The sequence below is a fragment of the Flavisphingomonas formosensis genome (assembly GCF_009755815.1).
Taxonomy (GTDB): Bacteria; Pseudomonadota; Alphaproteobacteria; order Sphingomonadales; family Sphingomonadaceae; genus Flavisphingomonas; species Flavisphingomonas formosensis.
Genome location: NZ_WRPK01000003.1, coordinates 223,834 through 247,433, shown reverse-complemented (window position 1 = coordinate 247,433; position 23,600 = coordinate 223,834). Strand labels below are relative to the sequence as shown.

The window sequence follows — 23,600 nt, the reverse complement described above, 5'->3', positions numbered from 1 at the left end:
CATCGGCCTCTGCAGGGTTGTCTTGCGCCGCGCTGCCCGTCATAGGCCCGGCCATGCATGACATTCGCCTCGTCCGGGACAATCCGATCGCCTTCGATGCCGGCCTCGCCAGACGCGGGCTCGATGCCCCGTCGACCGCGCTGCTTGCGCTGGACGAGCAACGCCGGGCGCTGGTCACCGAATTGCAGACGCTTCAGGCGCGCCGGAACGAGGCGTCCAAGGCGATCGGCCAGGCCAAGGCCAAGCGCGACGAAGAGACCGCCCAGGCGCTGATGGCGGAAGTCGCCGCGATCAAGGAGAGGCTGCCCGCGCTGGAAGCCGAGGAGGCGGCCGCAGCAGCAGCGATCGAAGATGCGCTGGCGGCGCTGCCGAACATTCCTGCGGCGGATGTACCCGACGGCGCCGACGAAGAGGCGAATGTCGAAAAGGCTCGCTGGGGCCAGCCGGCCCAATTTGCCTTCGAACCGCGCGAGCATGCCGATTTCGCCCCGGCTCTGGGCCTCGACTTCGAAGCAGCGGCAGCGATTTCGGGCGCGCGCTTCGCTGCACTGCGTGGCGGAATGGCCCGCCTGCATCGCGCGCTCGGCCAATATATGCTCGATCTTCAGACAGCACGGCACGGCTACACCGAGGTGGCGCCACCGCTCCTGGTGCGCGATCAGGCCGTGTTCGGCACGGGCCAGCTCCCCAAGTTCGCCGAGGATCTCTTCCGCACCACGGATGGGCGCTGGCTGATCCCGACGGCCGAGGTGAGCCTCACCAATCTCGTGCGCGAGCAGATCCTCGACGAAAGCCAGCTGCCGCTGCGCTTCACGGCCCTCACCCCGTGTTTCCGTTCCGAGGCCGGTGCCGCTGGCCGCGATACGCGCGGCATGATCCGCCAACACCAGTTCGACAAGGTCGAGTTGGTGGCAATCGCCACGCCGGAACAGTCGGAAGCGGAGCATGATCACATGCTCGCGTCCGCCGAAGCAGTACTGCAGGGGCTGAACCTGCCCTATCGCCGCATGCTGCTCTGTGCCGGCGACATGGGCTTCACTGCGTTGCGCACCTTCGATCTGGAGGTCTGGCTCCCGGGCCAGGGCCGCTACCGCGAAATCAGCAGCGTCTCCAATTGCGGCGACTTTCAGGCGCGGCGCATGGCCGCCCGTTATCGCCCGGCCGGCGATGCAAAGGGCACGCGCTTCGTCCATACGCTGAACGGCTCTGGCCTCGCCGTCGGCCGCGCTCTCGTCGCGGTGCTCGAAAACTATCAACAGGCGGACGGCTCCGTACGCGTGCCGGACGTGCTGCGCCCCTATATGGGCGGCCTCGAAGTGCTGGAGCCCTGATGCGCATCCTGTTGACCAACGACGACGGTGTCCACGCGCCGGGTCTCGCCGTGCTGGAAACCATCGCGCGCACGCTGTCGGACGATATCTGGATCGTCGCGCCGAGCGAGGAACAGTCGGGCGCCGGCCATTCGCTGACACTCACCCGGCCGGTGCGGCTGCGGCGGCATGACGAGCGCCGCTTCAGCGTCACCGGCACGCCCACCGATTCGGTGATGATGGCGCTCGGCATGATCCTGAAGGACAATCCGCCGGACCTCATCCTATCGGGCGTCAACCGCGGCGGCAATCTTGGCGAGGACGTGACCTATTCGGGCACCGTCTCGGCCGCGATGGAAGGCGCGCTGGCGGGGGTGCGCTCGATCGCCCTCAGCCAGGATTATCCGCGCGAAGGCATGGGCGACAGCGTTCCTTTCTCCGCCGCCGAGGTCTGGGGCGCGAAAGTGCTCGCCCCGCTGCTCGAAGCCCCGCTCGCCCCGCGCACCCTTGTCAACGTCAACTTTCCCGCATTACCCGCAGCGGAGGTGCGCGGCATCCGCGTCGTCTCGCAGGGTCTGCGCGATTATGGCCGCGGAACGATCGTCAAGGGCACCGATCCGCGCGGCTACGACTATTATTGGTTCGGGCTCGGCCCGATGCTGCACACGCCCGCGCACTCGACGGACCTGGAAGCGATCGCCGACGGCTATGTTTCGGTGACGCCGCTTCACCTCGATCTCACCCACAGCCCGACGCTCGGGCTGCTCGCCGGCCTCTATCCATAAGCTATGGATCGTGGGGGCGATGCTGCTAAGGATCGGATCATGCGCCCTTATGCACGCCTCGCGCTGATCCTGCCGCTTTTCCTGGCGGCATGCATTCCCAACATGGATCGCCCGGCAAAGGCGCCGCGGCCCGGGAAGGGCCGGCCTCTCCCGACCGCGCCCGCGCCGCGGCTGGAAGTCGTAGCGCCGGACATTCCCGAAAGCATTCCTTCCTGGCGCGCGCAGGCGGTTGAACCCGACGCGGTCGAGATAGCGAGCTCCGTCTACACGGTGAAGGCCGGCGACAGCCTGCGCAGCATCTCGAACAAGACCGGAGCGGCATCCGAAGCGATCGCCCGGGTCAACAACATTCCGCCGCCATTCGTCATCCACACGGGGCAGAAGCTGAAGATCCCAGGCGGCCGCTATCACCTGGTTCGCGCCGGGCAGAGCGGCATCGCCATCGCGCGCGCCTATGGGGTGGACTGGTCCCAGGTCGCGACCATGAACCAGCTCGAGGAACCCTATATCCTGCGCACCGGCCAGCGCCTGCTGCTGCCGAGCAAGGCGGAAGTCTCGTCGATGACGGTGGAGCAGCGCGCCGCGGCCTTCCGCATCGATATCGACGATCTCATCACGGGCGGCGAGCCGGCGCTCGCATCGAACGAGAAGACCGTGAAGCCGGTCGAGACTCCCAAGCGCGTCCTCGCCCCGAGCGTGGCGGTCGGCGAGCCGCCCCGCTTCGCGGGCCAGTTCGTCTGGCCGCTCAACGGCAAGATCCTCACCAGCTTCGGCAGCAAGGGCAATGGCATCGTCAGCAACGGGCTGGATATCGCGGCGGATCGTGGTGCGCCGATCCGCGCCGCCGCCGACGGCATCGTCGCCTATGTCGGTACCGAAGTGGCCGGTCTCGGCGGCCTCGTCCTGATCCGCCACGGCGATGGCTGGATCACGGCCTATGGTCATGCCGATGCTATTGGCGTGTCGCGCGGGCAGGCCGTGAAACAGGGTCAGGTGATCGCGCGCGCCGGTGACGACGGCACCAGCGACACGCCCCGACTGCATTTCGAAATGCGGCAAAAGCGCCTGCCCGTCGATCCGATGAAATATCTGCCGCGCAGCTGATCGAACTGGCTTTTTCGCTCTCGATCGGTCTAGCTTGCCCCGGGGTTTTCGGGGGAACATCATGACGAAGATCGTCGGCATCGACGGCATGACGGTCGACGCGCTCAATGCGGAGTTGGAGCGCGGCGGCCGGTTCGTGCACTATCAATATTGCATCTCGATCCTGGTGATGAGCTTCAAGCGCTCGTCCAACATCTATTTCCTGCGCGCCGACGAAAAACATTGGCAGACCGCGACGCTGTTCAGCGTGATCTCGCTGCTGCTCGGCTGGTGGGGTATCCCGTGGGGCCCGATCTGGACGGTCGGCACAACCATCTCGAATTTGTCCGGCGGACGGGACGTCACGCCCGAGGTGCTCCAGCATCTGTCCGGCTGACAGATATTCTACTAGCGCGCCCTCTCGCAATTTCGTGCGCGATACACTATGTGGCGCGCCTTCATCATGGCGATAGAACTTCCCTCCCCGCCCAAAGTGGGCATGGTTTCGCTCGGCTGCCCCAAGGCGCTGGTCGATAGCGAACGGATCCTGACCCGGCTGCGCGCCGACGGCTACGGGCTTTCCGCCGATTATCACGGCGCCGACGTGGTGCTGGTCAACACATGCGGCTTCCTCGACTCCGCGAAGGAGGAAAGCCTCGAAGCGATCGGCGAGGCGATTGCGGAGAATGGCCGCGTGATCGTCACCGGCTGCATGGGCAACGAGGCCGAGACCATCCGCGCCCGTTTTCCGGACGTGCTCGCCGTCACCGGCCCGCACCAATATGAAGCCGTGGTCGGCGCGGTGCGCGAGGCGGCGCCTGTGCCCGCCTCCCCGTTCGTCGATCTGGTGCCCGAGGCGGGGCTGAAGCTCACGCCGCGCCACTACAGCTATCTGAAGATTTCCGAGGGCTGCAATCATCGCTGCGCCTTCTGCATCATCCCCTCGATCCGCGGCGATCTCGTCAGCCGGCGGCCCGATGCGGTGCTGCGCGAGGCCGAGAAGCTGATCGCTGCGGGAACCCGCGAATTGCTGGTGATCAGCCAGGACACCTCGGCCTATGGCGTGGATATCCGCCACAAGGCCTGGCCGTGGAAGGGCGGCGAGGTTCGTGCGCACATGACCGATCTTGCCCGCGAGTTGGGCAGGCTCGGCGCCTGGGTGCGCCTCCACTACGTCTATCCCTATCCGCACGTCGATCAGGTCATTCCGCTGATGGCCGAGGGCCTCGTGCTCCCCTATCTCGACATTCCGTTCCAGCATGCGAGCCCGAAGGTCCTGAAGGCAATGAAGCGCCCGGCCAACGAGGCCAAAGTGCTGGAGCGTATCGCGGATTGGCGTCGCCAGGCGCCGGACATCGCGATCCGCTCTTCCTTCGTCGTCGGCTTCCCCGGCGAGACGGAAGAGGATTTCCAATATCTGCTCGACTGGCTGGACGAAGCGCAGCTTGACCGCGTCGGCGCATTCCGGTTCGAGCCGGTGCAGGGCGCCGCCGCCAATACCCTGCCCGATCCGGTGCCCGAGGAGATCAAGGAAGAGCGCTACGCCCGGATCATGGAGAAGACGGCCGCCATCTCCGCCGCGAAGCTCCAGGCGAAGATCGGCCGCACCCTGGACGTGATCATCGACGTGGTGGACGAAGAAGGCGGCGCCACGGGGCGTTCCAAGGCGGACGCACCGGAGATCGATGGCGAGGTTCATCTGCGCGACGCCCCCGGCCTTGTGCCCGGCGACATCGTGACGGTCGCCATCGAGGATGCCGACGATCACGATCTGTTCGGGGTACCTGTCGCAAGCTGACGCCAACAATCCCCGATGCGCCAGGGCCGGCGGCGGATTATGCTCGCTTCCCAAAATAAAGACCGGGGAGAGAGACATGGCCCATCGCCGCATCGAAATGGGGATCAACGTGCCAGCGGCCGGCACCGGCACCAGTTGGGAAATCGCGGCCACCGTTCATCTGCCAGTGGATCCCGCGCCGGACCTGCCGGTGATCGTCGCATTGCCGGGCGGCGGCTATAATCGGCACTATTTCGACATTGCCGAACCAGGCTACAGCGAAGCCGCCGCGCACGCCGAGCGGGGCATTGCCACGATCGCAATCGATCATCTCGGTGCCGGCGACAGCAGCATTCCGCCGCCCGACGTCACCAGCCTCGAGACCGTCGCCGCGGCCAATCACGCCGCGCTCCAGAGCATTCTCACCCGGCTGCGTGACGGCACGCTGCGCCCTGGTATCGCGCCGCTGCGCCCTTCTGCGGTCGTCGGCATCGGCCAGTCGATGGGCGGTCATGCCTTGGTGGCGATGCAAGCCCATCATCGCAGCTTCGATGCGGTCGCGGTTCTCGGTTCGAGCATGGTCTGCACCACCATGCCGATGCGCCCCGGCGAAAAGCCGATCTTCATTCCGAAAGATGCGACGCCGGCCGAGGCCGCTGTGCTGACGATCGGAGGAACCGACTGGCCCTGGGTTTTCCACTGGGAGGACGTGCCGCCCGCGCTGGTCGATGCGGATGTGTCCGGAGGCATGCCGATCCGCGGGACCGCGCCGGCCTGGGGCAGCCTCACCACGCCCGGCTTTTCGACCACCCTGGTGCTGCCAGGCGTGGTCGCCGCCGAAGCCGCGGCGATCGATGTGCCGGTGCTCGTCGCGATGGGCGAACGCGACGTCTGCCGTCCACCGATCGAGGAACTGGCAGCCTTCTCCTCGGCAAGCGACCGAGCATTGTTCGTCGCGCCGCGCATGGCGCACATGCATAATTTCGCTGGAACACGGAGGCTTTTTTGGAACCGCATCGAGAATTTCGTGGATCAGGCCGTCTCGCTGCGTAAGGCATTGGGCTATTGCATCGTCACGAAACCGAAATTTTAGAGTTATCAAAGCGTCACCGGGACGTCACGCTACCGCAAAGCACAACTGACACTGGCCCTTCAGACATTACAAATCTGACAGGAACCGGTTATGAAATGCTTCGCGGGCGCGAGCCACGCCACCCTCGCTGCCGCTTGTGCGCTTGCGCTTCTCTTTCCTGCCACCGTCCAAGCCGGCGAGATCAGCGGCACGGTGACCGACGGCACGGGCACGCGTGCCCTGCAGAGTGCACAGTTGCGCATCGTCGAGCTCAATCGCTCGGCCGAGGCCGAGCGCGATGGCAGCTTTCGTTTCCCGGACGTACCTGCAGGCACCTACACGCTCGAAGCGCGCTATGTCGGTGCGCAGAGCGAGCGCCAAAGCATCACGGTGAATGCAGCGGGAATCACCACCGCGCGGATCGCGCTGGGTTCCACCCATGACAGCACCATCCTCGTGGTCGGCCAGATCGCCAATCAGGCGAGCGCCCTCTCCCGCCAGCGTGCTGCCGACGGCATCGAGAGCGTGCTGACCCGCGATGCGATCGGCCAGTTCCCGGATCAGAATGTCGCGGAATCGCTACGCCGCCTGCCTGGCGTGAACATTCTCAACGATCAGGGCGAAGGCCGCTTCGTCTCGGTACGCGGCCTCGATCCCGAGCTGAACGCCGCCTCGATCAACGGCGTGCGCCTGCCTGCGCCCGAGTCCGACGTCCGCTCGGTCGCGCTCGATGTCATCCCGAGCGAACTCATCGAATCCATCGAGGTCAAGAAATCGCTGACCCCGGACATGGACGGCGACACGATCGGCGCCTCCATAGAAATCAACACGACCAGCGCCTTCGATCGCAAGAAGGACCTGCTCGGCGTCAAGCTGGAAGGCAGCTACAACGACAAGACACAGTCGCTGACGCCCAAGGGCGGCTTCGACTTTTCGACCCGGGTGACGGACAATTTCGGCATTGCCGGCGGCTTTTCCTACTACAAGCGCCGCTTTGCGACCGATAATATGGAAATGGACGGCTGGGACATCGACGATCATGGCAATCCCTATGCCGATACCGTCGAATATCGCGACTATGACGTCACCCGCAAGCGGATCGGCGCGTCGCTCTCGCTCGACTATCGGCCGAGCGACACCACCAAGCTTTACGCCCGAGGCCTTTACAGCCAGTTCGACGATCAGGAATATCGCCGCCGCCTGACCTTCGAAATGGACGAGGCACCGTCGAGCACCGCCGGCAAGACCGCCACATTCGATTCCGCCGATGGCGAGATCAGCGTCCAGCGCGATCTCAAGGACCGCTTCGAACGTCAGCGCATCCGCTCGTTGACGCTCGGCGGCGAGACCGAGACCGGCCCCTGGAAGCTGACCTATATGGGAAGCTGGGCGAAATCGAGTGAGACCGAGCATGGCTCGCTCGACCCCGCCGTGTTCGAGCGCAAGTTCGACGACGGCGACGATTTCGGCGTCACCTTCGATTATTCCAAGCCGCGCTACACCGGCTACACGATCGACAGGGGCAATGCGGCCTTCCTCGATCCGTCGGGATATGAGTTCGACAAGCTCGAACGCACGACGCTCAGCAACTCGCAGGATCGCGAATGGTCGCTGAAGACCGATGTCGCCCGTGAATTCGCGATGACGGGCGGCACCTTCACGCTCCAGGCCGGCGCCAAGGCGCGCTGGCGCAAGAAAAGCTACGATGCCGATATCGACGTGTACGAATGGGACGGCGACGATGATCTGACCCTGGCGCAGAGCGGCCTCACCGGGAGCCAGGACTATGCCCTCGCGAACATCGAGCCGGCGATGGCACGCAGGGGCTTCCGTCGCTTCTTCAACGCCAACCTGTCCTCCTTCGCGATCGACCCGCTCGATACGGCGCAGTCCTCGGCGGAATCGGATTACAGCGTGCGGGAGGACATCACCGCCGCCTACCTGCTCGGCAGCTGGGAGAGCAGCACGCTGCGGGTGATCGGCGGTGTGCGCATGGAACGCACCCGCAATCGCCTGACAGGCAACACCGTCACGCTGCTGCCCGAAGTCGAGGACGACGACGGCAACGTGACCCAGGATGAGGCGGTAGTGGTCACGCCGCAGACGCTGAAACGCAGCTACACGGACTGGCTGCCGAGCCTCACCATTCGGTACGAACCGAGGCATAATCTGGTTCTGCGCGCTGGCGCCTATAAGAGCCTCGTGCGGCCAAAACTCTCGAAGCTCGCGCCGCGCGTGGTGATCGAGGATGATGAGGGCGAGTTCGGCAACCCCGCGCTGAAACCCTATCGCGCCTGGAATTTCGATCTTTCCGCAGAATATTATTTCGGCCGTAACGCATCGGTTTCCGGCGGCTTCTTCTACAAGGATGTGAAGAACTACGCCGTCGACGTGGTGATCGACGACTATGATTATAATGGCCAGACGCTGGAGGCGACGATCCCGCAGAACGGACGTAGTGCCAGGATCAAGGGTTTCGAGCTGAGCTACAACCAGGCCTTCGAATTCCTGCCGTCCCCCTTCGATGGACTGCTGCTTCAGGCGAACTACACCTATACCGATGCCAAGGGCACGGTGCCGACGGACGGCTCGCTCGCCGAAGCGCGCAAGATTGCCCTGCCCTCCTCTTCCAAACATACCTTCAACGTGGTGCTCGGATATGAGAAGGGACCGCTGTCGCTGCGAGCCGCAGGCACTTTTCGGGACAAATATCTCGACGAGCTCGGCGACACGGCATCGGAGGATCGCTACGTGGCCAAGCATTTCCAGCTCGATCTCAGTGCCAAATACCGCGTCATGAGGGGCGTACGCATCTTCGCAGAATGGGTAAACGTCACCGACGCGCCTTATTTCGCCTATCAGAATCTGGCGGGCAGCCGCCGCCTCCTGCAATATGAAGAATATAGCTGGACGGCGAAATTCGGCGTGCAGGCGAGCTTCTGATGCGCGGTCTCTGGATGCTCGGCGCAGTGGCCGCCGCAACGGCCGCCTGCGCTCCGGCGAAAAGGCCCGCAGCACCCGTCGCCGATCGGATCGCTGCCGCCACCCCTGCCAGAGAGGTACACGCCCGCGCGGAGACGGTGGCGGTCGCCACCGCCCATGCCGATGCGGCAGACGATCCGGCGATCTGGCGCAACCCGACGAACCCCGCCGCGAGCCTCGTCATCGGTACGGACAAGAAGGCCGGCATCTATGTCTACGGTCTCGACGGCGCGAAGAAGAGCTTCCTAGCCGCCGGGGACATCAACAATGCCGACCTGCGCGATGGCGTCACCGTCAACGGCGCGCCTGCCATATTGGTCGGTGCCAGCGACCGCACGGATCGAAACCAGGCCAAGCTCGCCCTCTTCACGCTCGATCCGCAAAGCGCGACGCTTACCCGTATCGGCACTCTGCCGGTCGGCGCGGGCGAGGCCTATGGTTTTTGCATGGGCAAGGTCGGCGCCGGCCTGCATGCCTTCGTCGTGATCAAGCCGGGGAAGATCGTCGATCTCGAGCTGGACGTCGCCGGGGCGCTGCCCAAGGCGCGTATCGTGCGGACCATGACCAACGTCACGTTGTCGGAAGGCTGCGTTGTCGACGATCGCACGAAACAGCTCTACGTGTCCGAGGAGGATGTCGCGATCTGGCGCTTCGATCTGGCCCAGCCGCAGCCGGCCCCCGTGCGCTTCGCCACCGTCGACGGCGAGACGCTGGTCGCTGACAGCGAAGGACTGGCGATCGCGCCGAAGGGCGCGGACGGCGGCTATCTGATCGCATCCAGCCAGGGCGACAACGCCTATACGCTTTACCGGCTGCCCGATGGCGCCTACGCTGGCCGCTTCCGGATCGCGTCCGGCGCGATCGACGGCGCCAGCGATACCGACGGCATCGAACTAGTGCTGGGCGATTTCGGGCCAAACTATCCCGGCGGTCTCTTCGTCGCACAGGATGGCGACAACAGGCCGGAGGCGCAGAATTTCAAGCTGCTCGCCTGGGACGACATCCGCTTGGCGCTGGGTCTGCCGGAATAATCCGCCGCATCCCATCGGCTGTGGCGGACAGGGCCGCAACCAATGGGAAAAGGCATGAATTACCCCGACAATCTGCACATCGTGACCGGCGGCCCAGGATCGGGCAAAAGCAGCCTGGTCGCAGCGCTCGGCCGCGAGGGGCTGCCGCATATGGCCGAAGCCGGCCGTGCGATCATCCGGGATCAGGTCGCGATCGGCGGCGACGCATTGCCCTGGGCGAATACGCTGGCTTTCGCCGAACAGATGCTCGGCTGGGAAATGCGCTCCTACCATATGGCCGGCGCGATCGATGGCCCGGTGCTGTTCGATCGCGGCGTGCCTGACGTGCTCGGTTATCTGCGCCTGATCGGGGCAGCAGTGCCGCGCCATGTTGAGGTTGCAGCCCACCGCTTCCGCTATGCTCGGCGCGTCTTCATCGCGCCCTGGTGGCCGCAGATCTACACCCATGACGACGAGCGCAAGCAATCGCCCGAAGAGGCAGAAGCCACCTTCCGCATGATCGCCCACGTCTATGCCGAGCTGGGCTATATGCTGGTTCCGCTTCCCTTGGCGCCGGTCGAGGAACGCGTGCGCTTCGTTCGGCAAATGATCGACGCCTGATCGGGACGATCCGGGAGGTAAGGTCTAGGTTGCGCCCGCCTTTGGCGATATGGCGGATTCATGACAGACTTCACCGCCCTCCTGCAGGCCGATCGTGGACAAGACGCCCATCTGATCCATCCCGTCAGCGCCCAGAGCTTCGATCAATGGCTGAAGCGGCAGCCCGAACGCGCGCGTACCGCAGTCGCGGCCGCGCGTTTCAAGGGCAAGGAAGGCAGTTTCGTGATCCTCCCCGGCGACAAGCCGTCCGACTGGTCGGCAGCGGTCGGCATGCCGGCCACGCCCGGTCCCTGGGATCTGGCCGGTGCCGCATCCAAGCTCCCGGAGGGCAGTTACCGTCTTTCCGAGGGCGAACCCGGCGTGGCGGCGCTCGGCTGGCTGCTGGCCCAGCATAGCTTCGACCGCTACAAGCATGAGGCGGATGCCGCCCCGCAGCGTGTGCTGCTGACGGGGGAACCGGCCCGGATCGATGAGACCGTCCGGCTTGCCGACGCGGTCGCGCTGGTACGCGATCTGGTCGATACACCGGCCGCGGACATGGGGCCCGCGGAGCTGCAAGCCGAAGTGGAGGCAATCGCCAAATCCTGCGCCGCAAAGGTCATCGTCACCAAGGGCGATGCGCTCGCCAAATCCTATCCGATGGTCGCCGCAGTCGGCCGTGCCGCGACGCAGGCTCGTGCGCCGCGCCTGATCGAACTGGAGTGGGGCGATCCCGCCCATCCGCGGATCGCCATCGTGGGCAAGGGCGTCTGCTTCGATTCGGGCGGGCTCGACATCAAGCCGGCATCGGGCATGTTGCTGATGAAGAAGGATATGGGAGGAGCCGCCCATGCCCTCGCTCTGGCCCGGCTGATCATGCTCTCCCGGCTTCCCGTGCGCCTGCATCTGCTGATCCCCGCCGTGGAGAATGCGGTTTCGGCCGAGGCTTTTCGTCCCGGCGACATATTGCGCAGCCGCGCCGGCCTATCGGTGGAGATAGGCAATACCGATGCCGAAGGCCGCCTGGTCCTCGGCGATGCGATCACCCGCGCCGGCGAGGACAAGCCCGCGCTGATCCTCGATTTCGCGACGTTGACCGGCGCCGCGCGCGTCGCGCTTGGCCCCGATCTCCCGGCGCTGTTCTCCAATGACGAGACGCTTGCCGCCGATCTGCTCTCCGCAGCGGACCGGGCGAGTGATCCGATCTGGCGCCTGCCGTTATGGAAACCCTATCTCGACATGCTCAAATCCGAATCGGCAGACATCAACAATGCCGGCAGCGGTGGTTTTGCCGGTGCCGTGACGGCGGCACTGTTTCTCGAAAAGTTCGTCCCCGCCGAAACCGCCTGGGCACATCTCGATACCTTTGCCTGGACGCCCGCCAGCAAGCCCGGACGCCCGAAGGGCGGGGAAGCGCTGGGCCTGCGCGCAGCGTGGGAGATGGTCAGGACACGTTTCGGCTGACGTTCGGCGCAACTGACACACGATTCCGCTGCGAATGAGACAGTTTCGCAATATTTTTGCCAAAAGCCTCGCGAAAGGGTGCAACCAGCCCGCTCGACCTTCGTTGTTTTCCGGAAATGATTCGCTCCGTCACGCCAGGGAGCACCGTTTTCGGGGAAGTGATCGTGTCCGATATCGCGTTGACCGGCTGGATGAAAACCTTGGTCGGCTATGTGCGCTCCGGCAACCCGGATCTCACCAACCGCCAGATGGCCCTGCTCATGGTGGTCTATTTGACCCCGGGGCCGCATACCGTTCGCGGCCTTGCGCAAATATTGGGCGTTTCGAAGCCGGTCGTCACTCGCGCCTTGAATACGCTTGGCACGCTCGGCTATTTGCGCCGCGAACGCGACGAGGCGGATCGCCGCAACATCTTCGTCGCGCGCACGCGCAACGGAACGGAATTCCTTGAAAGCTTCGGACACCTTATCGAACCTGACGCCAAGCCAGACGCCGGCATCAACGGCCGCGCCAGGGCCGCGCGCGGCTAGCCGCTTCCGTCTCGCCGGCCGATCGCGCCAGGTCGATCGGCGCATATGCGCGGTACGCCAGGACATCGCCGACCTCGAACTCGCCGATCGCATATTCGCGCCACACTATGCTCGTGCGGAGCGGCGCGGCTGTCTCATGCCCTTCGCCATGGTGCGCAGCGCAGGTGACGTTGGAGCGACCGCTGTGTCGCAGTTGCTGTTCGGCGAGGACTTCTATGTGCTCGATATTTCCGGCGGCTGGGCCTGGGGCTATTGCGGGCACGATCATTATGTCGGTTACATTCCCGCAGCTAGCCTCGACGTGGCGACGGAACCGAGCCACATCGTCTCGGCACTGTCCGCACCGATCTTCTCGCAACCGAGCATCAAGGCGCCAGCCATAGACGCGCTTCCGATGGGCGCGCGTGTCGCAGGCCAACGTGAGGGCGATTTCGTCGCCTGCCCGATCGGCTACGTCCATCATCGCCATCTGCGCGCTTTGGCTGACCACGATAGCGACCCTGTCGCCGTCGCCGAACGGCTGATCGGCACGCCCTATCTCTGGGGCGGCCGCACGAGCAACGGCATCGACTGCTCCGGTCTGGTTCAGCTCGCGCTCGGCCTGTGCGGTGTGACCAGCCCGCGTGACAGCGATCAGCAGCGGGCCATCGGTAAGGAAATAGACGGCGATCTGCGCCGCGGCGATCTGATCTTCTTTCCCGGACATGTCGGCCTGATGGTGGATGGCGCTCGCCTGATCCATGCCAACGCCTATTGGATGTCGGTCACGATCGAGCCACTCGGGGATGTCGTGACGCGGTTGCAACCCACATATGAGCGGCCGATCTTGGCTCGCAGGAGAATAGCGTGAGCGTCAATGTCTTCATCGATGGTGGTGCCGGTACGACGGGGATCGAGATCCGCGATCGACTGGCCGGCCATACGGACGTTGCCGTCATCGTGCTCGACGAGGCTCGTCGCAAGGATCCCGCCGCCCGTGCCGAGGCGTTGAACGATGCGGATGTCGTCATCCTCTGCCTGCCGGACGATGCGGCGCGTGAGGCGGTCTCGCTGATCCGCAACGATCGTACCAAGGTGATCGATGCCTCGACCGCCCATCGCGTCGATCCGACCTGGGCCTACGGCTTTGCTGAGCTCGAGCCCGACAGCAGGGAGAAGCTCACCGAAGCCATGCGGGTGTCCAATCCTGGCTGCTATCCGACTGGTTTCCTTGCGCTCGTCCGGCCACTGGTGCGCGCGGGCCTGCTGCCGGCCGACTGGCCGCTCAGCGTGAACGCCACCTCCGGCTATTCCGGCGGCGGCAAGGCTCTGATCGCGGCGTTCGAGGATCCCAATGCGCCCGACGCCACCGATACCGCGTTCCGGATCTATGGCCTGAACCTCGCCCACAAGCATGTGCCCGAGATGACCACCCATGCCGGCCTCTCGGTCGCGCCGATCTTCCTTCCTGCGGTCGCCCATACGCTGCGCGGTATGATCGTCGAAGTGCCGCTTCATCTCCACGCACTGCCCACCCGGCCGGACATCGCGGCGATCCGCGCTTTGCTTGCCGAAACCTATCAGGGCAGCACCCTCGTCCAGGTCGATCAGGACGAGCATGCGATACTCCGGATCGAGGATGTCGCCGGCACGGATCTTCTGAGGCTTTACGTGTTCGGTAACGAGAAGACCGGTCAGGGCCGGCTCGTCGCCTTGCTCGACAATCTCGGCAAGGGCGCATCGGGCGCCGCCGTCCAGAATCTGAACCTGATGGCCGGCCTCGGCGAAACCACCGGTCTGCAACTTTGAAACCCTGCAGCGGAAGCTCCTAACCGGGTCTCCGCTACGCCTTCTCGGTCTCAAGCGTCATGCTGGCTTCTGCAGGAGGACGGCGCGGCGATGGTTGCAAACCATGCAATCGCGACAGTGCGAAAAGCGAGACGATCGTTGTTACGTCCTGTGGCCAAAAGGTGGCCGCATTGCTATATCGCACCGCATGAGCAAACTTCATCTCGTTTTCGGGGGCAGGGTCCGCGATCCGCAGGGCTTGGATTTCGAGGATCCTTCCAAGCTGGATATCGTCGGCATCTTCGCCGATTATAAATCAGCGGAAAATGCTTGGCGGGACCGCGCACAGCGCAGCGTCGATGATGCCGAGATGCGCTATGTGGTGGTGCATCTCCACCGCCTGCTCGAGCCCGAGCTGGATCTCACGCAGAAATAAACGCCGCGATTTGCAGCATTGGCCGCGAAATCGATCGGGGCCGGTCGCTTTTGCGGAAGCAACGCCTCAGGCGTGCCTGTATCGCCACATCAGAAGTGGCCGGGTGAAGATCAGTCCCGCCATGAAGCCGCCGATATGCGCCCAGATCGCCACGAGCATTCCGCCACCGGAGGTCGCGATGCCAATGAGCAGTTGGAGCCCGACCCAGGCGGCGAGCAGCCATAAAAGATTGAGCACGCCCGAGACCCTGGCATTGCCGCCGATCAGCCGCCGGCGCCCGTAGAGCAGCGCATAGGCCCCGAAGACCGCGGAAATCGCACCGCTTGCGCCGATCATCGCAACCTGGCTGGCGGGATCATGCAGATATTGGCCCAGCGCCGCAGCATAAGCGCCGATCAGATAGAGCAGCACCAGTCCGGCCGATCCCAGCGCGAGTTCGACCTGTCTCCCACAATAGAAGAACATGACCAGGTTGAGCGTGAGATGCAGCAGGCCGCCATGCAGCAGCGTCGCAGTCAACGGCGTCAGCCAGAAGGGAATTGCCGCCGCACCGAGGGGCTCACCGACCCGCGCCGGCACGAATGCGCCCATGGTCCATGCCTGCTGTTGAAGGCCAAGCATGGCCACCGCCGCCCAGGCAAGGACGGTAACGCCGGCAATGGCATTGGTTGCGCGAACGCGCGGGCCCTGCATGGGCCACCTTCCTCAGATAAATTCGATTTTCGAGACCAGATAATAGCGGTCACCCGACGGGACGGTGACCTCGACCTCGTCATCCACCTTGCGACCGATCAAGGCGCGGCCGAGCGGCGAATTGTAAGAAATCTTTCCTGACTTCGCATCCGCCTCGGTCTGACCGACGATCTGGTATTTGATCGGCTTGTCGTCCTCGTCGAGCAGGGTCACCGTCGCGCCGAAGATCACCTTGTCGCCCGACAGCGTCTTGGGATCGATGATCACCGCACGGCTGAGCTTGTCCTCGATATCGGCGATCATCGCCTCAATCTGGCCCTGGCGCTCCTTAGCGGCATGATATTCAGCGTTTTCGGAGAGATCTCCGTGCGCCCGCGCCTCCTCGATCGCGTCGATCACAAGCGGACGTTCCGCCTTGAGACGCGCGGCTTCGTCGAGCAGCATCTTCTGCCCTTCAGCCAGCATCGGGAGCTTTTCCACCGTCGCCATGGCGTTTCCTTCGTCAAAAACTCGCTTCCAGACGGCCTTCGCCTCGAAGACCGGCCGCACCATCCAAAAATGTCGGGATCAAGCGTGCGAAGTCGAATAATATGATTGGAGAGGGCGCACTTCAAGGCTTCTCTCCCGCAATGCGGCAATTGCGCGTGCAGTAGCGACACTTGCCGCCGCGGTGGTGTAGCACGGCACCTTGGCGTGCAGGGCCGAAGCACGGATCAGCGAGGAGTCCTTCAACGACTGCCAACCCTCCGTGGTGTTGAACACCAGATCGACCTCACCGTCCTTGATCCGGTCGACGATGTGCGGCCGGCCCTGGGCCACCTTGTTCACCGTTTCGACGGTTAGCCCGTTCTCGCGGAGATAGTCCGCCGTGCCGCTGGTCGCGATGATACGGAAGCCGAGGTCGATCAGTTGCCGTACCGCCGGCAGAATGTGCGGCTTGTCGGTCGCCTTGACGGAGACGAAAGCGGTGCCGCTGCGCGGAAGAACGACGCCTCCGCCGAGCTGGGACTTGGCGAAGGCCGTTGCGAAATCGCTGTCTATGCCCATCACCTCGCCGGTCGACTTCATCTCCGGCGAGAGCACCGGATCGACGCCGGGGAAGCGCGCGAAGGGAAATACCGCTTCCTTCACAGCGATATGATCGACGTTGCGGTCGATCTTGGGGAAACTGGCGAGCTTCTCGCCCGCCATCACCCGGGACGCGATCTTTGCGATGGGCTGGCCGATCGCCTTGGCCACGAACGGCACCGTCCGACTGGCGCGCGGATTGACCTCGATCAGATAGACTTGGCCGTCCTTGACCGCGAACTGAATGTTCATCAGTCCCTTGACGCTCAGCGCCCGCGCCAGCGCGTCGGCCTGGCGCTCGATCTCCGCGACGATTTCCGCCGGCAGGCTGTAGGGCGGCAGCGAGCAGGCGCTGTCGCCCGAATGGACTCCCGCTTCCTCGATATGTTCCAGCACGCCCGCGACGGTGACGTCCGTGCCGTCCGCGATCGCATCGACGTCCACTTCCACCGCATCGCGCAGATACTGGTCGATCAGCACCGGCGAATCGCCGGAAACCTGCACTGCCGTCGCGATATAGGCATCCAGCTGTGCAGGTCCGTCGACGATCTCCATCGCTCGGCCGCCGAGCACGTAGGACGGACGGATGAGCACCGGATAACCGATCCGTTCGGCGACCGCGATCGCCTCGTCGCGGCTGCGGGCGATGCCGTTCGCAGGCTGCAGCAGGCCGAGCTTGCCGATCAGGTCGGCAAAACGCTCGCGGTCTTCCGCGAGGTCGATCGCATCCGGAGACGTGCCCAGGATCGGAATGCCGGCATTTTCCAGCTCCTGCGCCAGCTTCAGCGGCGTCTGCCCGCCGAACTGCACGATCACGCCGACGAGCGTTCCCTTCGATTTCTCGACATGCAGTATCTCCAGCACGTCCTCCGCGGTCAGCGGCTCGAAATAGAGGCGGTCCGAGGTGTCGTAGTCGGTCGACACCGTCTCCGGGTTGCAGTTGACCATGATCGTCTCATAGCCCGCTTCCGCCAGCGCGAAGCAGGCGTGGCAGCAGCAATAGTCGAACTCGATCCCCTGCCCGATCCGGTTCGGACCTCCGCCGAGGATGACGATCTTCTTCGCATCGCTCGGATTGGCCTCGCATTCGGGCTCGCCGAAAGCCGGCACCTCATATGTGGAATAGAGATAGGGTGTCTTGGCTTCAAACTCGGCGGCGCAGGTATCGATGCGCTTGAACACCGGACGCACGCCAAGGCGATGACGCAGCGCGCGTACCTCCTGTTCGGTCACGCCGCCGGTCATCGCGCTCACCGCGTCGCGGATCAGCCCGCCGCCACGCGCGACGGCACGGTCCATGCCACCGGGCACATTGGCCGACTGGAGCGCCAGGAAAGCCAGCCGCTTGTCGGAAAAGCCCATCGCCTTAAGCGTACGCAGCGCGGTCGCATCGCGGGGCAGGCCATTTTCGGCGACGTCCTTCTCCGCCGCGACGATCTCCGCCAGCCGCTCCAGAAACCAGGGATCATAATGGGCGATGCGATTGATCTGCGCGATCGTGAAGCCCTCGCGCAGCGCCTGCGCCGCCACCAGCAACCGGTCCGGCGTCGGCCGCGCGAGTTCCGCCTCGATCTCGGCCTGCGACGCACCTTGCAGCGCCTCGACATAGTTGAAGCCCGACAGGCCGGTTTCCAGCCCGCGCAGCGCCTTCTGCATGCTTTCGTGGATATTGCGGCCGATCGCCATCACCTCCCCGACCGACTTCATCGCGGTCGAAAGCAGCGGCTCCGCCCCCTTGAACTTCTCGAATGCGAAGCGCGGGATCTTGGTGACGACATAGTCGATCGTCGGCTCGAACGAGGCCGGCGTCGCGCCGGTGATGTCGTTCATGATCTCGTCGAGCGTATAGCCGACGGCGAGCTTGGCGGCGACCTTGGCGATCGGAAAACCCGTCGCCTTGGATGCGAGCGCCGAGGAGCGGCTGACGCGCGGGTTCATCTCGATCACGACCAGGCGGCCATCCTTCGGATTGACCGCGAACTGCACGTTGGAACCGCCTGTTTCCACGCCGATTTCACGCAGCACCGCGATGCTCGCGTTGCGCATGATCTGATATTCCTTGTCGGTCAGGGTCAGCGCCGGCGCGACGGTGATGGAGTCGCCGGTGTGGATACCCATCGGATCCACATTCTCGATCGAGCAGATGATGATGGCGTTGTCGTTGCGATCCCGCACGACCTCCATCTCATATTCCTTCCAGCCGAGCAGCGATTCCTCGATCAGCACCTCGGTGGTCGGCGAGGCGTCGAGGCCGCCGGTCACGATCTTGACGAACTCGTCCTTGTTATAGGCTACGCCACCGCCGGTCCCGCCGAGCGTGAAGCTCGGCCGGATGATCGCGGGCAGCCCGACATGGTCGAGCGCCGCCACCGCTTCCTCCAGCGTATGGGCGATACGCGAACGGGCGCTCTCCAGGCCGATCTTGTCCATGGCGTCGCGGAACTTCAGCCGATCCTCGGCCTTGTCGATCGCCTCGGCATCGGCGCCGATCATCTTGACGCCATATTTGTCGAGCGTGCCGTCATGGAACAGCGCCAGTGCCGTGTTGAGCGCCGTCTGCCCGCCCATTGTCGGCAGCACCGCGTCGGGGCGCTCGGCCGCGATGATCTTGGCCACGATCTCGGGCGTGATCGGCTCGCAATAGGTCGCATCGGCCAGATCCGGATCGGTCATGATCGTCGCCGGGTTCGAATTGACCAGGACGATGCGATAGCCTTCCTCGCGCAGCGCCTTGATCGCCTGGGTACCCGAATAGTCGAACTCGCAGGCCTGACCGATCACGATCGGACCGGCGCCGATGACGAGGATGGAGGAGATATCGGTGCGTTTGGGCATTATTGTTCGGTTCCGATCTGAGCGACGCATCCCCCGCCATCATATGCGAGGCAGAATGTCAGTTTGAGCGCTTCGTGGAGAAGAAGCGTCACGCCTCTTTCCTCAGAGCGCCCACGAATTTCTCGAAGAGATAGTGGCTGTCCTGCGGACCCGGACTCGCCTCGGGATGATATTGCACGCTGAAGGCCGGCTTGTCGGTCAGTTCCAGACCTGCCAGCGAACCGTCGAACAGGCTCACATGGGTGGCGCGCGCATTGGCCGGTAGCGTCTCCGTATCCACCGCGAAGCCATGGTTCATGCTGGTGATCTCGACGCGGCCGTCTTCGGTGCGCTTCACCGGATGGTTCGCGCCGCGATGGCCCTGATGCATCTTGTACGTCTTCGCGCCGACGGCAAGGCCCAGCATCTGGTGGCCGAGACAGATGCCGAACAGCGGCTTGCCGACCTCCAGCAGCTTGCGGATCACCGGCACCGCATATTCGCCGGTCGCGGCCGGATCGCCGGGGCCGTTGGAGAGGAACACGCCTTCCGGCTGATGGGCCATCACCTCCTCGAAAGTCGCCGTCGCCGGCACCACGGTGACACGCGCGCCCGCTGCAACGAGATTGCGCAGGATGTTGCGCTTCAGGCCGTAGTCGATGGCGACGACATGCGGGCCCTCGGGATTGGCGCTGTGCGTGGCATAGCCCTCCCCCAGCGTCCAAAGGCCATCGTCCCATTTGTAGCTCTGCGTGGACGAAACTTCCTTGGCGAGGTCCATGCCCTCCAGGCCGGGCCAGCGGCGCGCCTCGGCGAGCAGCGCGTCGACGTCGAACACGCCCTTGGCGTCATGCGCGATCACCGCGTTGGGCGCACCCTGGATGCGGATCGCGCGGGTCAGCGCGCGCGTGTCCACTCCGGCGAGGCCGATCCGTCCGTTCGATTTCAGCCAGGCATCGAAACCCTGCGTCGCCCGGAAGTTGGATGGCGCGGTAACGTCCTCGCGCACGACGCAGCCGAGCGCATGCGGATTGATCGCCTCGACATCCTCGGGATTGGCGCCGACATTGCCGATGTGCGGGAAGGTGAAGGTGATGATCTGGCCAGCATAGGATGGGTCGGTCATCACCTCCTGATAGCCGGTCATGGCGGTGTTGAAGCACAGCTCCCCGACGGCCTGGCCCTCGGCGCCGAAACCACGGCCCCATATGATCTCGCCTGAAGCCAGTACCAACACGCCTGTCGCTCCTTCAGGTTGCGGGCGCGCGTGCTTAGTCTCGGCCACGGGCTGGCTCTCCTTGTGCTCGGGAAGTGGGTAAACGGCGGGGTCGATAGGTGGCACGGCACTGCGGGTCAATCTATTAAAAATCGGCAGGCGGAGTTATCCTGTATGCTTCCCCTTAACCGCTGTTCGAGGCTTCATGATTCGAGACGAGATCAAGGCGGCGCAGATCGCCGCGATGAAGGCGCGCGACGCCGATACCACGGCCGCCATTCGCCTCATCCAGGCCGCCATCAAGAATCGCGACATCGAACTCAGGACGGCTTCGGCCGCCGCGGACGACGATGTCGTGGTGAGCGAAGTGCTTCAGAAAATGGCGAAGCAGCGCCGCGAATCGATCGATATGTTCGAAAAGGGTGGCCGCATCGAACTGGCCGCCGCCGAGAAGGCCGAACTCGCGGTGATCGAAGCTTTTCTGCCCAAGCAGATGGACGAAGCAGAGGCCAAGGCCGCGATCGGCACCATCATCGTCGAGCTCGGCGCAGCCTCGGTCAAGGACATGGGCAAGGTTATGGCGGCGGTAAAGGAACGCTTCGCCGGCAAGATGGACATGGGTAAGGCCAGCGGCCTCGTGAAGGCTATGCTGTCCTAGCGATTCCCTCTCCCTGCCAAGGGAGCGGGTTAGGGGGTGGGTTTGCCGCGCAGAATTGATCCCAGGCTTGCCACCTTTGCGCGTTCCATGCGGAGCGCCACGACGCCTGCGGAGCAGCGCCTTTGGTTGGCGCTGCGGTCCCCGCGGTTGGAGGGGTTCAAATTCAGCCGCCAGATAATGGTCAGCGGGTGCATCTGCGATTTCGTTTGCCGAAGCCTCGCCTCGATTGTCCAGATCGACGGCGACACGCATGATCGGAAAAGGGACGCCGACAGGGACCATCTGTTCGGGCGAAACGGATATCGGGTGGTTCGGTTTACGAATGCGGAAGTGATGGGAAATCTGGAAGGCGTTCTGCCGGCGATCGTCGAAACAGCGAAAGGACAGTCTGCAAGGCGCTTCCATCGCTTCTCGGGCGGCGGCGCCACCCATCCCCCGGCCCCCTCCCTTGGCAGGAAGAGAGAGCGCATATGAGCCTCTCCCCCCAGTTCCTAGACGAATTGCGCACGCGCACCTTGCTGTCCGCGCTGATCGGCCGGACGACCAAGCTGCAGAAGGCCGGGCGCGAATTCCGGGCCTGCTGTCCGTTCCACAACGAGAAGTCGCCGAGCTTCTACGTCAACGACGAGAAAGGCTTCTACCATTGCTTCGGCTGCGGCGCGCATGGCGATGCCATCCGCTGGATGACCGACCAGCGCGGGCTGCCTTTCATGGACGCGGTAAAGGAGCTCGCCCAGGCCGCCGGCATGGAGGTTCCTGCGGCCGATCCCCGCTCGCGCGACAAGGCCGAGCGCGCGAGCAGCCTGTATGACGTCGCGGGGAAGGCAGCGGAATGGTTCGCGGAGCAGCTCGCCGGCATCGGCGGCAGCGAGGCGCGTGCCTATATAGAGCGGCGCGGCGTTACGCCCGAGACGGTCAGAAATTTCAATCTCGGCTTCGCGCCCGATTCTCGAGGCAAGCTGAAGAGCGCGCTCGCATCGCTGGGCCAGGACAAGCTGGTGGAAACCGGCCTGCTCATCGCGGCCGAGGACAAGGAACCCTATGACCGGTTCCGGGGTCGGCTGATCATCCCGATTCGCGATCCTCGCGGCCGGGTGATCGCCTTCGGCGGCCGCATCATCGGCCAGGGTGAGCCGAAATATCTCAATTCGCCCGAAACGGTGCTGTTCGACAAGGGACGCACCCTCTTCAACCTCGATCGCGCCAGTGCGGCAAGCCGCAAATCCGGGCGGCTGATCGTGGTGGAAGGGTATATGGACGTCATCGCGCTCGACCAGGCCGGAATCGGAGAGGCGGTGGCACCGCTCGGTACCGCGCTGACCGAGGGGCAGATGGAGCGGCTGTGGCGGCTCGTCGACCTGCCCATTCTCTGCTTCGACGGCGACGCCGCCGGACAGAAGGCAGCAATACGGGCCGCAGTTCGGGCACTGCCGATGCTCGGCCCAGGCCGTTCACTGCGCTTCGTATCGTTGCCGGCCGGCCAGGATCCGGACGATCTCATTCGCACTCGAGGCCGCGCCGCGCTGGAGGCGCTGCTCGCCGAACCCGAGCCGCTGGTCGACCGGCTGTGGCGGCATGAGCTCGCAGCCGAGCCGCTGACCACGCCGGAAGCCCGCGCCGGGTTCCGACGGCGCCTCGCCAACCATGCCGAAACGATCCGTGATGGCGATGTGCGCGGCCAATATATGGCCGAATTCCGTCGCCGCTTTGATGCTCTCTATGAATCGGCCAAGCCCCGCGCTCGCGCGCCGCAGCAACGCTTCGGCGGCCGGCAGACGCGCTGGCAGCCGGCATTCCAGCCGGCAACGGAGCAGGCCAAATCACTGGCCGGAAGCGGCATGGAGAGGCTGATGACGCGGGCCATCCTGGCTGGCCTCTTGCGCCATCCGCGTGAAATTGCCGCCCATTCCGAGGCTATTGCCGCACTGCCGCTCACCGATCCGCCGCTCGATAGGTTACGATCGGTGCTGCTGGATGCGGCCTTTGGAGCCTCTGTGCTTGAAGAACAACAGCTTGAAACCATATTGGCGTCAACCGGGTTGAAAGGCTTGGCAGACGAGCTTCGCGGGACGAACGGGCTTGCCTTTTCGTTTCTGCGAAGCAATGCCGATTCGGATCGTGCTGCGCGCGATCTGGGAGTGGCGATCGAAACGCTGGCGGCGAGGCCGGAACTCGACGCTGCGCTCGCGGCCGCAACTGCGAGGCTGATGGAGGCCCCCGACGAAGCGGGCTTCGCCGAGCAGCGGCGGCTGAGAGCGGCGCGGGAAGAGGCGGATCGGTCACTGGCGGCACTGGCGCAACCCCAGGATGGCGCAGCATATTGAGGACTGGCGTA

Annotated in this window: 21 protein-coding genes; 17 read left to right on the top strand and 4 right to left on the bottom strand. The window is 64.5% G+C overall.

The genetic code is table 11. The features are described 5' to 3' along the window. The first annotated feature begins 53 nt into the window (after nucleotides 1-53). The 14 genes from serS to GQY20_RS10505 all read left to right on the top strand — a co-directional run bounded on the left by serS (nucleotide 54) and on the right by GQY20_RS10505 (nucleotide 14,816). Nucleotides 54-1,331 carry a serine--tRNA ligase gene (gene serS, locus GQY20_RS10570; RefSeq protein ID WP_157217041.1) on the top strand — a complete coding sequence of 426 codons (1,278 nt, stop codon included), beginning with the start codon at nucleotides 54-56 and terminating at the stop codon, nucleotides 1,329-1,331. Continuing rightward, the gene (gene surE / locus GQY20_RS10565) at nucleotides 1,331-2,095 is read left to right on the top strand and encodes a 5'/3'-nucleotidase SurE (protein WP_157217040.1); all 765 of its coding nucleotides are present in this window, start codon (nucleotides 1,331-1,333) and stop codon (nucleotides 2,093-2,095) included. Before serS ends, surE begins: the two co-directional genes overlap by 1 nt. A gap of 39 nt (nucleotides 2,096-2,134) precedes the next feature. Then, nucleotides 2,135-3,199 (top strand): peptidoglycan DD-metalloendopeptidase family protein, encoded by a 1,065-nt coding sequence (locus GQY20_RS10560; protein WP_157217039.1) that lies wholly within the window; start codon nucleotides 2,135-2,137, stop codon nucleotides 3,197-3,199. A gap of 61 nt (nucleotides 3,200-3,260) precedes the next feature. Further along, a complete protein-coding gene (locus GQY20_RS10555; RefSeq protein ID WP_157217038.1) occupies nucleotides 3,261-3,575 on the top strand; it encodes a hypothetical protein in 315 nt (104 codons plus the stop codon). Nucleotides 3,576-3,641: 66 nt separating this feature from the next. Further along, nucleotides 3,642-4,976, top strand: coding sequence for a 30S ribosomal protein S12 methylthiotransferase RimO (gene rimO, locus GQY20_RS10550; protein ID WP_157217037.1), 1,335 nt, complete (start codon nucleotides 3,642-3,644; stop codon nucleotides 4,974-4,976). Between the two features lie 76 nt (nucleotides 4,977-5,052). Further along, nucleotides 5,053-6,048: an alpha/beta hydrolase gene (locus tag GQY20_RS10545; RefSeq protein WP_157217036.1), complete on the top strand. Its 996-nt coding sequence runs from the start codon at nucleotides 5,053-5,055 to the stop codon at nucleotides 6,046-6,048. A gap of 90 nt (nucleotides 6,049-6,138) precedes the next feature. Next, nucleotides 6,139-8,970 carry a TonB-dependent receptor gene (locus GQY20_RS10540; RefSeq protein WP_157217035.1) on the top strand — a complete coding sequence of 944 codons (2,832 nt, stop codon included), beginning with the start codon at nucleotides 6,139-6,141 and terminating at the stop codon, nucleotides 8,968-8,970. Continuing rightward, nucleotides 8,970-10,040, top strand: a complete 1,071-nt coding sequence (locus GQY20_RS10535) for a phytase (protein ID WP_157217034.1) — start codon at nucleotides 8,970-8,972, stop codon at nucleotides 10,038-10,040. The genes GQY20_RS10540 and GQY20_RS10535 overlap by 1 nt, the downstream gene beginning before the upstream one ends. A gap of 54 nt (nucleotides 10,041-10,094) precedes the next feature. Further along, entirely contained in the window at nucleotides 10,095-10,640 is a 546-nt protein-coding gene (locus GQY20_RS10530) for an AAA family ATPase (protein WP_157217033.1), read from the top strand. 60 nt (nucleotides 10,641-10,700) lie between these two features. After that, nucleotides 10,701-12,083 carry a leucyl aminopeptidase family protein gene (locus GQY20_RS10525; RefSeq protein ID WP_157217032.1) on the top strand — a complete coding sequence of 461 codons (1,383 nt, stop codon included), beginning with the start codon at nucleotides 10,701-10,703 and terminating at the stop codon, nucleotides 12,081-12,083. A gap of 191 nt (nucleotides 12,084-12,274) precedes the next feature. Beyond that, complete coding sequence (locus tag GQY20_RS10520) at nucleotides 12,275-12,613, top strand: MarR family transcriptional regulator (RefSeq protein WP_157217331.1); 339 nt, start codon at nucleotides 12,275-12,277, stop codon at nucleotides 12,611-12,613. Between the two features lie 43 nt (nucleotides 12,614-12,656). Then, nucleotides 12,657-13,463, top strand: coding sequence for a C40 family peptidase (locus GQY20_RS10515; RefSeq protein ID WP_332836089.1), 807 nt, complete (start codon nucleotides 12,657-12,659; stop codon nucleotides 13,461-13,463). Further along, nucleotides 13,460-14,401 carry an N-acetyl-gamma-glutamyl-phosphate reductase gene (gene argC, locus GQY20_RS10510; protein WP_157217031.1) on the top strand — a complete coding sequence of 314 codons (942 nt, stop codon included), beginning with the start codon at nucleotides 13,460-13,462 and terminating at the stop codon, nucleotides 14,399-14,401. The genes GQY20_RS10515 and argC overlap by 4 nt, the downstream gene beginning before the upstream one ends. 187 nt (nucleotides 14,402-14,588) lie before the next feature. Beyond that, the gene (locus GQY20_RS10505) at nucleotides 14,589-14,816 is read left to right on the top strand and encodes a DUF4170 domain-containing protein (RefSeq protein WP_157217030.1); all 228 of its coding nucleotides are present in this window, start codon (nucleotides 14,589-14,591) and stop codon (nucleotides 14,814-14,816) included. Between the two features lie 66 nt (nucleotides 14,817-14,882). Here the strand turns inward: GQY20_RS10505 and GQY20_RS10500 are convergent, their stop codons facing one another. The 4 genes from GQY20_RS10500 to carA all read right to left on the bottom strand — a co-directional run bounded on the left by GQY20_RS10500 (nucleotide 14,883) and on the right by carA (nucleotide 20,676). Next, nucleotides 14,883-15,509 carry a rhomboid family intramembrane serine protease gene (locus GQY20_RS10500; RefSeq protein ID WP_157217029.1) on the bottom strand — a complete coding sequence of 209 codons (627 nt, stop codon included), beginning with the start codon at nucleotides 15,507-15,509 and terminating at the stop codon, nucleotides 14,883-14,885. A gap of 12 nt (nucleotides 15,510-15,521) precedes the next feature. Beyond that, entirely contained in the window at nucleotides 15,522-15,998 is a 477-nt protein-coding gene (gene greA / locus GQY20_RS10495; RefSeq protein WP_157217028.1) for a transcription elongation factor GreA, read from the bottom strand. Nucleotides 15,999-16,076: 78 nt separating this feature from the next. After that, nucleotides 16,077-19,412: a carbamoyl-phosphate synthase large subunit gene (gene carB / locus GQY20_RS10490; RefSeq protein ID WP_157217027.1), complete on the bottom strand. Its 3,336-nt coding sequence runs from the start codon at nucleotides 19,410-19,412 to the stop codon at nucleotides 16,077-16,079. A gap of 88 nt (nucleotides 19,413-19,500) precedes the next feature. Beyond that, nucleotides 19,501-20,676: a glutamine-hydrolyzing carbamoyl-phosphate synthase small subunit gene (carA, locus tag GQY20_RS10485; protein WP_157217026.1), complete on the bottom strand. Its 1,176-nt coding sequence runs from the start codon at nucleotides 20,674-20,676 to the stop codon at nucleotides 19,501-19,503. A gap of 136 nt (nucleotides 20,677-20,812) precedes the next feature. Between carA and GQY20_RS10480 the strand changes: the two genes are divergently transcribed. Genes GQY20_RS10480 through dnaG form a run of 3 tightly spaced genes read left to right on the top strand, consistent with a single transcriptional unit; the run spans nucleotide 20,813 to nucleotide 23,589 of the window. Then, nucleotides 20,813-21,265: a GatB/YqeY domain-containing protein gene (locus tag GQY20_RS10480; protein ID WP_157217025.1), complete on the top strand. Its 453-nt coding sequence runs from the start codon at nucleotides 20,813-20,815 to the stop codon at nucleotides 21,263-21,265. 36 nt (nucleotides 21,266-21,301) lie between these two features. Beyond that, nucleotides 21,302-21,739 carry an endonuclease domain-containing protein gene (locus GQY20_RS10475; protein WP_408641075.1) on the top strand — a complete coding sequence of 146 codons (438 nt, stop codon included), beginning with the start codon at nucleotides 21,302-21,304 and terminating at the stop codon, nucleotides 21,737-21,739. Further along, nucleotides 21,736-23,589: a DNA primase gene (gene dnaG, locus GQY20_RS10470; protein WP_157217024.1), complete on the top strand. Its 1,854-nt coding sequence runs from the start codon at nucleotides 21,736-21,738 to the stop codon at nucleotides 23,587-23,589. Before GQY20_RS10475 ends, dnaG begins: the two co-directional genes overlap by 4 nt. Nucleotides 23,590-23,600 lie beyond the last annotated feature (11 nt).

Coding starts and splice junctions, on each gene's coding strand:
- serS (WP_157217041.1), top strand. CDS start 54: ATGCATGACATTCGCCTCGTCCGGGACAATCCGATCGCCTTCGATGCC.
- surE (WP_157217040.1), top strand. CDS start 1,331: ATGCGCATCCTGTTGACCAACGACGACGGTGTCCACGCGCCGGGTCTC.
- GQY20_RS10560 (WP_157217039.1), top strand. CDS start 2,135: ATGCGCCCTTATGCACGCCTCGCGCTGATCCTGCCGCTTTTCCTGGCG.
- GQY20_RS10555 (WP_157217038.1), top strand. CDS start 3,261: ATGACGAAGATCGTCGGCATCGACGGCATGACGGTCGACGCGCTCAAT.
- rimO (WP_157217037.1), top strand. CDS start 3,642: ATGGCGATAGAACTTCCCTCCCCGCCCAAAGTGGGCATGGTTTCGCTC.
- GQY20_RS10545 (WP_157217036.1), top strand. CDS start 5,053: ATGGCCCATCGCCGCATCGAAATGGGGATCAACGTGCCAGCGGCCGGC.
- GQY20_RS10540 (WP_157217035.1), top strand. CDS start 6,139: ATGAAATGCTTCGCGGGCGCGAGCCACGCCACCCTCGCTGCCGCTTGT.
- GQY20_RS10535 (WP_157217034.1), top strand. CDS start 8,970: ATGCGCGGTCTCTGGATGCTCGGCGCAGTGGCCGCCGCAACGGCCGCC.
- GQY20_RS10530 (WP_157217033.1), top strand. CDS start 10,095: ATGAATTACCCCGACAATCTGCACATCGTGACCGGCGGCCCAGGATCG.
- GQY20_RS10525 (WP_157217032.1), top strand. CDS start 10,701: ATGACAGACTTCACCGCCCTCCTGCAGGCCGATCGTGGACAAGACGCC.
- GQY20_RS10520 (WP_157217331.1), top strand. CDS start 12,275: ATGAAAACCTTGGTCGGCTATGTGCGCTCCGGCAACCCGGATCTCACC.
- GQY20_RS10505 (WP_157217030.1), top strand. CDS start 14,589: ATGAGCAAACTTCATCTCGTTTTCGGGGGCAGGGTCCGCGATCCGCAG.
- GQY20_RS10500 (WP_157217029.1), bottom strand. CDS start 15,509: ATGCAGGGCCCGCGCGTTCGCGCAACCAATGCCATTGCCGGCGTTACC.
- greA (WP_157217028.1), bottom strand. CDS start 15,998: ATGGCGACGGTGGAAAAGCTCCCGATGCTGGCTGAAGGGCAGAAGATG.
- carB (WP_157217027.1), bottom strand. CDS start 19,412: ATGCCCAAACGCACCGATATCTCCTCCATCCTCGTCATCGGCGCCGGT.
- GQY20_RS10480 (WP_157217025.1), top strand. CDS start 20,813: ATGATTCGAGACGAGATCAAGGCGGCGCAGATCGCCGCGATGAAGGCG.
- dnaG (WP_157217024.1), top strand. CDS start 21,736: ATGAGCCTCTCCCCCCAGTTCCTAGACGAATTGCGCACGCGCACCTTG.